The sequence below is a fragment of the Candidatus Stoquefichus massiliensis AP9 genome (assembly GCF_000455285.1).
GTDB classification, from domain to species: domain Bacteria; phylum Bacillota_I; class Bacilli_A; order Erysipelotrichales; family Coprobacillaceae; genus Stoquefichus; species Stoquefichus massiliensis.
This window is the reverse complement of sequence record NZ_HG005293.1, coordinates 84529-94824: the sequence shown is the minus strand read 5'-3', so window position 1 is coordinate 94824 and position 10296 is coordinate 84529. Positions and strand designations below refer to the sequence as shown.

Below are 10296 nucleotides of genomic sequence, written 5' to 3'. Positions count from 1 at the left end.
GGATTGGTCATTTCTGATGATGGATATTCTTTTGATAATAAAACAGAAAAACATCAGGTTGTTGGTGTTATTGAAGACAAGAAATTAGGGGATGTGAGACATACACGAGATCCTAAAGTTTGGATTGGGAAGAATGGTCATGTTTATATGATTATTGGCAGTAAAATAGCAAGTCATAAAGGATATGATGGTGAAGTATTGTTTTATGAAAGTGAAGATGGCATTCATTTTACATATAAGAATCGTTTTATTGATGAAAATATTGGGGATATGTGGGAATGTCCTGATTTGTTTTCAATAGATAATCAATATTATCTAGTCTTTTCACCAGAGAATATAGATTTACCACCAAAACCTAATAGTAATGCAGTCATAATGCCTGTTTTGTTTGATGAAGAAACATGTACACTTCAAAAACAGGGAGAATACACTTATTTAGATTATGGTTTAGATTTCTATGCTCCTCAATCTTTCTTAGATGAAAACAATCAAAGAACAATGTTTGGCTGGATGAGAATGCGTAAACCTGTTGAAGGTGAAAATTGGTGTGGTATGTTGACAATGCCACGTGTTTTGACACAAAAAGGAGGACATGTTTATCAAAGTGTTCATCCAAATATTCAAAAACTCTTTCAATATGAGAATAAGCATATTGATTTCAATACACCATTTTTATTAAAAGTCACATTGCAGCAAAATCAGAAGATTTCAATAGGTGGATTGGAATTATGGATAAAAGATGATTGTCTATGGTGTAATCGTAGCCGAGTTTCTATTATTGAAGAGAAAGTATGTAACTTGAATAAAACTCCACCTTTAAATCATCAGTATCATCTTGATATTTATTATGATACACATATCTTTGAGATTTATATGAATGGTGGATATTATGTTATGAGTCAAATTGTTTATCAGCTTCATGAGTCTTTAACAGATCTTTATGATATAGATTTTGAATTATTGAGAATAAAGAGTGAATAAAAGTGATAATTCTATTTTTGTATTCAATATATGTGTATAATGGAATGAGGAGGGGATATATATGATAGAAGTTAATCATTTAACAAAGAGATATGGAGATTTTAAGGCAGTAGAGGATATTCAGTTAATTGCTGATTCTAGTAAAATTACAATATTATTAGGACCTAATGGAGCCGGAAAATCTACAACAATTAAAAGTATAGCAAATCTATTAAAATTTGAGGGTGAAATTAAAGTTTGTGGATATTCTAATGATACTATTGCAGCAAAACGCTGTTTTGGATATGTACCAGAAACACCTGTTTTATATGATTTATTAACAGTTGAAGAACATATTGATTTTATTGGTCATGCTTATCAGGTGAAAGATTACAAGCAAAAGGCTGAAAAATATTTAGAACTTTTTAAGCTGACTGAAAAAAGAAAGAAAATGGCTAAAGAATTAAGTAAAGGTATGACTCAGAAATTAAGTATGTTATTGGCTATTATGATTGAACCAACAGCTTTATTGGTAGATGAACCAATGGTAGGATTAGATCCTGCGAGTATTGAAGAAACTTTACAGATTTTTAGGCGTTTAGCTGATGAAGGATGTGCTATTTTGATTAGTACACATATTATTGATATTGTGAGTGAAATATTTGATGAAGCTTATATTATGAATAGGGGACATATTATTAAACATGTGAAAAAAGATGAGTTGCAGGGTGAATCTTTAAAAGAATATTTCTTTGAATTGACGGATGGTGACTAGATGAAGACACTTTTCTATCTTTGGTTTTTAAAAACCAAAGCCAATATAAGAAATTTATTTAAAAAACCTGCAAGTGCTATTTTTACGATTTTGATGATACTTCTTTATGGTTTTATCTTTGTGAGCTTATTTACAATACATAATCAGACAACAATGATTGTGAATTATGATTTACATTCATCTATTTTGTTAATTATTGCTTTTTTAGCAATGATGTTATTTTCAACCATGATGACATCTAAGAAAGCATTGTTTTTTGGAGAAGATGCATTTTATTTATTTGGTGGACCATTTACTAGAAAACAGATTATGGCTTATTTAACAATGCAGACGATTATTCAATCATTGTTTATTGGGTTATTTGCCTTGGTATTTTTTGCTGGAATAAGTGGCGGTTTAGAATTTAATATTGGTTTTATTGGTTTGTTATTGCTATGTGTTTTTATAACAATTATGATTTTCTTGGTTTTAACAGACTATCTTTATGTTGTGTCTATTAGTGATGAGAAGTTAAAAATATTACCAAAAGTCATTATTGGTGTCTTTATTATAGCTGTGATGGGTGTTTTGATAGGAACATATTTAGAAACAGGAAGTTTAAAGACATTAATGGTTGATTTTATTCAGTCTTCTTTATTTTATTATGTTCCTGTTTTTGGATGGTTAAAGTTAGCTCTCATTGGTTATGTTATGCAAGATGCAATGATGTCTATTCTTGGTATTTTGTTGTTGGTTATTGGACTTATTGTTATATATGCTTTGTTTATTAATTATAAAGGTGATTTTTATGAACAGGCCATTCAAGATTCTTTGGAGTATTCGAAGCGTTATAAATCTTTAAAAGAAGGTAATCAAAATGCGATGAAAGATGTGAAAGTGAAAACTGTTCATTCACGTTTCTATGATGGAGCTTATGCAGTCATGTCTAAAAATTTAATATTAATGAAAAAAACAGGACATATTATCTCTATGAGTGATTTGATTTCTATTGGAATATATGTTGCGGTGACTATTTTTAGTGGATTAGGGTTTGGATTCTTTGTTTATATGATGATTATCTGGGTATTTTCTTCTTTACAAAATAGTGAATTAGCAACAGAATTAAAAAACTATCAAATCTATTTAATTCCTGATAAGCCATTAAAGAAACTGATTGCAGTTATTTTACCAACATTTATAAAAGTCTGTGCAGTCTCTATTCTTTCATTTATTGTTATAGGTATTTATTATCAGACAGATATCATGACATTACTCATGTATATTGTTAACTTATTGGGTTATATTTGTGTATTTATCAGTGCTAGTGTTTTAACATTAAGAATCTTAAAAAGTCGCTCTTCACGTTTGTTTGAAAATATGATGAGAATGCTGATTATGATTGTTTGTGCATTACCTAGTGTAATTCTAACGACTTATTTTATCTTAGCAGGTAGTATGAATACGACAATGTTCATGATTGTTTCTTATTCTTCATTGGTTCTGAATTTTATTGTATCAGGAGTTATTTTATTGAGTTGCCAAAATATGATGAATGGTCGTGAATTGAAGAGTGAGTAATTCACTCTTTTTTCTTGTACGGACATCTCTTGATAAAGCAAAAAGAGTTGTGTATACTATACATAAAAGGATGTGATTATATGAGTAAGTATCAGATGATATACCAGAATTTATTAGATAAAATTAAATATAAAGAAATCAAGTCAGGAAGTTATTTACCTAGTGAAAATGAATTAATGAAACAATATGATGCATCAAGAGATACTGTTAGAAAAGCTTTAAATCTTTTATTACAAAATGGTTATATACAAAAGAATAAAGGAAAAGGCTCACTTGTATTGGATGTTGATAGAATTGCTTTTCCTGTATCAGGAGTTACAAGTTTTAAAGAATTACAAAAAACCATGCATACAGATGTAGAAACCATTGTTCATATATTTGAAGAAAAAGATATTCCTGATGATTTAAAAGAAGAATTATATATGGATAAAGGTAAAATTTATCATATTGAAAGAGTAAGAAAGATTGATGGTAATAAAGTTATCTTAGATACTGATTATATCAATGGAAATATCATTCAAGGACTCAAAAAAGAACACGCTCAAAATTCTTTATATGAATATATAGAAAAAGAGTTAGGTTTAAAGATCAGTTTTGCGAGAAAAGAAATTACAGTTGTTAAAGCAACAAATAAAGAAAAAGAACTATTAGATATGAAAAATTATGATTTAGTTGTATGCGTAAAGTCTTATACATACTTAGAAGATGCAACATTATTTCAATATACAATCGCAAAACATCGTCCAGATAAGTTTAGGTTTGTAGATTTTGCAAGAAGAACAGAGTTATAGAGAGGAAAACATGATGGAAGAATATGAAACAGTAGGTTGGGATGCCATTACAAAAGAATGTGAGAGAGCCTATCCGGGACAAGACAATCCATTACATTATGGAACATTGATGAGTTGGCAATTAGGTGGAAATGATCCTTTGGATGGTATTAGTATTTATGATGGAGGAGATTATTGGCATTTTATCACGTATGGATTATCAGAACTGTATGAAAAAGAATCAGAAAATATAGAGTATAGTGGTTATGGGATGGAGTTTACTTTAAAACTTAAAAAGAATGTAAAAGATGAAGATGCTGAATTAAAAGGAATATGCGGTATTTTACAGGCAATTGCTAGAATCACTTTTGAAAATGGGGAACTCTTTAAGCCTTATGAATATTTATATACTGGACAGACTCAAGGTATGGATATAGAAATGAAATCTTTGTTGACAGGTTTCATAACGATTCCAGATACTCAGCTGAAAACAATAGAAACACCTAATGGACGTGTTGAGTTTGTTGAATTTATTGGTGTGACAGATGCTGAATTGCAAAGTATCATTAACAAAGAGTGCAATGTGAAAGAGCTTTATGAAAAAATAGGCAATGATATAACAGATTATCAAAGAAAATCAAAAGACTGATTTTCATTTGGGGAAGGAAATAATTATGATATATATAGGTCTGATATTTTTGTGTTTGGGTATAGTCTGCTTGTTTCTCATTTATAAGAAAATGGCTCTTTTGCAAAATACAGCAATGATCATTTCTGTCTATTTTATTATCCTAGGATTGGCGCTTATTTTAGCCGATATGTATCTGTTAGATAAAGATAAAATGAAGGTGATGGGAATAGGAATTGGTCTGATATTTATATGGTATGCCATTCATAGTTTGTATTGTATGATCAAATGTTGTGTAAAAATCACAGGTACATATATTGGAAGTCAGGCCTATACAAGCAGCAAAGGTATTGTGAGATATGCGCCTATATTTGAGTACACATATTTAGGTTATCATTATCAAACACAATCATTTCAAAGTTTCTCTGCTTACTATATTGATAAGCATTTTACACCTTATGAAAATTATTTCATTTATATTGATCCAAATCATTATCGTCGGATACTTGTGAAACATAAGTTACAAATGTTTGATATATTTATGTTTATATTTGGACTTTTATTTATCATTTGTCCATTTATGATTTCATAAATTTGAATAAACCAAACAAGAGTGAGAGATAGTATTATACTATTCTTCATTCTTTTTTTATGAATTTTATATTTATAGTTGACACACTTGTACGTACATGTTAATATATACTCGTAAAAGATGTACGTACAAGTTAAAAGGAGAGAAGAAAGATGGGAAAGTTTACTCAGGATGCACAGGAACTATTAAAACAGGTTGGTGGCAAAGAAAATATTCAAGCTGTATCACATTGTGTCACAAGAATGCGTTTTGTATTAGTTGACGCGAAATTAGCTAATATCAAGTCTATAGAAAATATTCCTTCAGCAAAAGGAACATTTACACAATCAGGTCAGTTCCAAGTTATTATTGGAAATGATGTTCAAGAGTTTTACAATGATTTTATCGCAGTTAGTGGAATTGAAGGAGTCAGTAAAGATGCTGCTAAAGCTGCATCAAAATCTAATCAGACATGGATTCAAAGGTTAATGGGAAATTTAGGTGAAATATTTGCTCCACTGATTCCAGCCTTGATTTGTGGAGGTTTGATTTTAGGTTTTAGAAATTGTATTGATTCTATTCAGTTGTTTGAAAATGGGACAAAAACATTAGTTCAAATTTCGCAGTTTTGGGCAGGTGTTGATAGTTTCTTATGGTTAATTGGTGAAGCAGTCTTTCATTTCTTACCTGTTTCAATTGTATGGTCAATCACTAAGAAAATGGGAACAAGTCAAATTCTGGGTATTGTCTTAGGAATTACACTTGTATCACCTCAATTATTAAATGCATATTCAGTAGCCAGTACAGCAGCAGCTGACATTCCAACATGGAACTTTGGTTTTGCTGAAGTCCAAATGATTGGATATCAGGCACAAGTAATTCCGGCAATGATGGCAGGATTTGTTCTGGTTTATTTGGAGAAATTCTTTAGAAAGATATCTCCAAGTTCTATCAGTATGATTATTGTTCCATTCTTCTCATTAGTTCCTGCAGTGATTGTTGCGCATACTATTGTAGGTCCAATTGGATGGGTGATTGGAAATTGGATTTCTGATATTGTTTGGGCAGGGTTAACTTCTCCATTTAAATGGTTATTTGCAGGAGTATTTGGTTTTGTATACGCACCTCTTGTTATTACAGGATTGCATCATATGACAAACGCAATTGATACACAATTAGCAAATACATTTGGTGGAACTTTGTTATGGCCAATGATTGCTCTATCTAATATTGCACAAGGGTCAGCAGTTCTTGCAATGATTTATTTACAAAAAAACAATACGCGTGCTAAAGAAGTTAGTATTCCTGCTTGTATCTCATGTTATTTAGGCGTTACTGAACCGGCATTATTTGGCGTCAATTTAAAATATACATTCCCATTTATTTGTGGTATGACAGGTTCGGCATTAGCAGCAATTATCTCTGTATCTACAGGAACAATGGCAGCATCTATTGGTGTTGGTGGATTACCAGGAATCTTATCAATCTTGCCAAAATATTGGTTAACTTTCTTTATTGCAATGGTAGTGGCTATTGTTGTTCCATTTGTACTGACTGTGATTGTTGGTAAAAAGAAATTAACAAGTGAAGATATGAATGGTGAAACAGATGATGAAGAGTTCTCATTTATTTCTCCAATGCAAGGAACGATTATTCCTTTAGAAGAAGTAGAAGATCAAGTCTTTTCAAAAGGTTTAATGGGAGAAGGTTATGCAGTTGATTTAAAGAATAGTGAAATTATTGCTCCATTCGATGGTGAAGTTGTTATGACATTTCCAACAAAACATGCATATGGATTAAAACGTAAAGATGGAATTGAAGTTTTAATTCATCTAGGAATGGATACTGTTGAGTTAAATGGTGAAGGATTTGAATGTTTGGTTGCAGTCGGTGATCATGTTAAACAAGGAGATATTATAGCAAGAGTTGATTTAGATTATGTTCGTAAACATGGAAAATCATTAGTATCACCTATTATCTTTACATCAGGACAGCATATTCAGTTAGTTCAAGATAAAGAAGTTCAATTAAATCAAGATATTATTCAAATAGCATAGAGGAGAACATATATGGCAGATTTTAAAAATAAAGTTATTTATCAGATTTATCCTAAATCTTTCTGTGATACGAATCATGATGGAATTGGAGATATTAACGGAATTATATCAAAATTAGACTATCTACAAGAATTAGGAGTAGATATGATTTGGATGTGTCCAATATTTGCGTCACCACAAAGAGACAGTGGTTATGATATTAAAGATTATTATCATATTGATCCTATATTTGGGACAATGAAAGATTTAGAACATCTTATTGCTGAAGCAAAGAAAAAAAATATTGATTTAATGTTTGATATGGTATTCAATCACACTTCAACAGAGCATGAATGGTTTCAAAAAGCCTTGAAAGGAAATGAAAAATATAAAAATTATTATTTCTTTAAAAAAGGAAAAGATGGAAAATTACCAACAAACTGGGACTCTAAGTTTGGTGGTAAAGCATGGAAATATGTACCAGAATTTAATGAATATTATTTACATCTCTATGATGAAAAACAAGCAGATTTAAACTGGAAAAATGAAGAAGTCAGAAATGAATTGATTAAAATTATAAATTATTGGTTAGATAAAGGGATTCGTGGTTTCCGTTTCGATGTTATTAATAATATTGATAAAAGAGAGTTTACAGATAGTTCTGATGGAATAGGTAAACAATATTATTGTGATCAGCCAAAAGTTCACGACTATTTACATGAACTGAATACAAAATCATTTGGTCTTGTAGAAGGGACTGTAACCGTTGGAGAGATGTCTGCAACGAGTGTAGAAAATTGTATTGGTTATACACGTCCTGATAATAAAGAATTAGATATGGTTTTTAGTTTTCATCATTTGAAGGTTGACTATTTAAACAAAGATAAATGGACATCTATGCCATTTGATTTTCAAGAATTAAAAGATTTACTAAATACTTGGCAAGTCAAAATGCAAGGGGGAAATGGATGGAATGCATTATTTTGGAATTGCCATGACCAGCCTCGAAGTGTTTCAAGATTTGGAAATGATAAAAAATATCGTAAAGAATCAGCAAAAATGCTTGCAACAACAATTCATATGATGCGTGGAACACCTTATATTTACCAAGGTGAAGAAATTGGAATGACAAATCATTATTTTACAGATATTCAACAGTATAAGGATGTAGAAAGTATAAATGCCTATCGTATCTTAAAAGAAAAGGGATTAGATGAGAAAGATATTCATCAGATATTACAAGAAAAATCTCGAGATAATTCTAGAACACCAATGCAATGGGATAGTAGTTTAAATGGAGGATTTTCTGATGTTAAACCATGGCTTCAGTCAAATCAGAATTATAAAGATATTAATGTTGAAAATGATTTAAAAGATTCTGATTCAATTTTTAGATATTATCAAAAACTTATCCAATTAAGAAAAACATATAAAATTATTAGTGATGGCTCTTATGTTCCATTCTTAGAAAATCATGAAGTAATCTTTGCATACAAAAGATATTATCAAGATGAAGAATTAATTGTTCTTAATAATTATTATGATGAAAATACAACAGTCAATATTCCTCATGTTCAAGAATATAAAGTTTTAATTTCTAACTATAAAGAACATAATTTAAAGGATACACTTACATTAAGACCGTATGAAACAATAGTGCTTTATAAATAACCTATCTAAAAGAGACAATATGGAAAATAATATAAAAATGGTTGCAGTTGATATAGATGGAACATTTATGCGTTCAGACTATACTTATGATATTCTAAGATTTAAAGGTGTTTTATCACGTATGAATAAAGTTGGATGTCATTTAGTTGTAGCAAGTGGTAATCAATATTATCAGTTAAGAGATTTGTTCTCAGAATATGATGATGAATTATCTTTTGTTGCAGAAAATGGCGCTTTTGTAAAAGACAGAACTGAAGTTGTTTTTACTGCTAATATGAAAAAAGAAATAGTGGATAATGTAATTGATGTATGTCAAGAGTATCCTGAAATATTAAATGTATTATGTGGAGTAGAGAGTGCATATTGTCAACGAGGAACAGTTAGTCAGGAGTTTTATGAATTAACAAATCATTATTATCATCGTTTAAAGTGGGTGGATGATTTTAAAGATATTAAAGATCATATACTTAAATTTGTACCAACTGTTCCTGAAGACAAAACGTATGAATATTATGATATGTTTGTTGAAAGACTTCAAGGTAAGGTGGAACCTACAACCAGTGGACATGGTTCAATTGATTTGATTGTACCTGGTTGTCATAAGGCATCAGGGTTAGAACGACTCGTGAAACGCTGGGGGATTTCTTCTAAACAGTGTGTTTCTTTTGGTAATGGTGAAAATGATATAGAAATGTTAAAGTATTGTGGACTTAGTTATGCTATGGAAAATGCTTCTCAAAAAGTTAAAGATGCAGCTAAATATATCTGTCCATCTAATGTAGATGAGGGTGTTCTTGTAATACTTGAAAAAATATTTAGATAATTATCTACTAATATTATCACATAGTAGCAAATTCATTTATGCTTAGACACTATGAAATAATAGTGTTATGTAGGTACATGTGAATCTTAAATTATTTTGAAATAAAGTTTGACTTATCAATATATGCATGTTATGATGAACACGTAATAAAAGGCAACAAATTATGATTCACATGAGGAATTGTATTGAGCACTTGATGTACAAATTCCAAATGTGAATTTTTTATATCAAAGCTTCCTTTTGTTAACACAAAGAAGGAGGTATTCAAATGAATACAGGTAAAGTAAAATGGTTTAATTCTGAAAAAGGTTTTGGTTTCATCACAGTTGATGGTGGGAAAGATGTATTTGTACATTTCTCAGCAATTGCTGGAAGTGGATACAAAACATTAGAAGAAGGACAAAATGTAAGTTTCGACATCGTTGAAGGTGACAGAGGTCCTCAAGCATCTAACGTTACAGTATTATAATCAAAGAGGCAGAATTTCTGCCTTTTTATTTTATTT

Annotated in this window: 10 protein-coding genes; all 10 read left to right on the top strand. The window is 30.2% G+C overall.

Annotated elements, in window-relative coordinates:
* The coding region (locus BN350_RS19465) for a glycoside hydrolase family 32 protein (RefSeq protein ID WP_044600377.1) at positions 1 to 981 on the top strand (981 nt) is incomplete at its 5' end.
* Positions 982 to 1042: 61 nt separating this feature from the next.
* The gene (locus BN350_RS15215; RefSeq protein WP_028044366.1) at positions 1043 to 1735 is read left to right on the top strand and encodes an ABC transporter ATP-binding protein; all 693 of its coding nucleotides are present in this window, start codon (positions 1043 to 1045) and stop codon (positions 1733 to 1735) included.
* Entirely contained in the window at positions 1736 to 3292 is a 1557-nt protein-coding gene (locus BN350_RS15210) for a putative ABC exporter domain-containing protein (RefSeq protein WP_028044365.1), read from the top strand.
* A gap of 80 nt (positions 3293 to 3372) precedes the next feature.
* On the top strand, positions 3373 to 4083 hold the full coding sequence (gene treR, locus BN350_RS15205) for a trehalose operon repressor (protein ID WP_028044364.1): 711 nt from the start codon (positions 3373 to 3375) through the stop codon (positions 4081 to 4083).
* Positions 4084 to 4096: 13 nt separating this feature from the next.
* On the top strand, positions 4097 to 4711 hold the full coding sequence (locus tag BN350_RS15200; RefSeq protein WP_196802976.1) for a suppressor of fused domain protein: 615 nt from the start codon (positions 4097 to 4099) through the stop codon (positions 4709 to 4711).
* Between the two features lie 25 nt (positions 4712 to 4736).
* A complete protein-coding gene (locus BN350_RS15195) occupies positions 4737 to 5282 on the top strand; it encodes a hypothetical protein (protein WP_028044362.1) in 546 nt (181 codons plus the stop codon).
* Between the two features lie 152 nt (positions 5283 to 5434).
* Complete coding sequence (gene treP, locus BN350_RS15190; RefSeq protein WP_028044361.1) at positions 5435 to 7318, top strand: PTS system trehalose-specific EIIBC component; 1884 nt, start codon at positions 5435 to 5437, stop codon at positions 7316 to 7318.
* A 12-nt stretch (positions 7319 to 7330) separates the two neighbouring features.
* Positions 7331 to 8968: an alpha,alpha-phosphotrehalase gene (gene treC, locus BN350_RS15185; RefSeq protein WP_028044360.1), complete on the top strand. Its 1638-nt coding sequence runs from the start codon at positions 7331 to 7333 to the stop codon at positions 8966 to 8968.
* A 19-nt stretch (positions 8969 to 8987) separates the two neighbouring features.
* Complete coding sequence (locus BN350_RS15180; RefSeq protein WP_028044359.1) at positions 8988 to 9791, top strand: Cof-type HAD-IIB family hydrolase; 804 nt, start codon at positions 8988 to 8990, stop codon at positions 9789 to 9791.
* 268 nt (positions 9792 to 10059) lie between these two features.
* Positions 10060 to 10260 carry a cold-shock protein gene (locus tag BN350_RS15175; protein ID WP_028044358.1) on the top strand — a complete coding sequence of 67 codons (201 nt, stop codon included), beginning with the start codon at positions 10060 to 10062 and terminating at the stop codon, positions 10258 to 10260.
* Positions 10261 to 10296 lie beyond the last annotated feature (36 nt).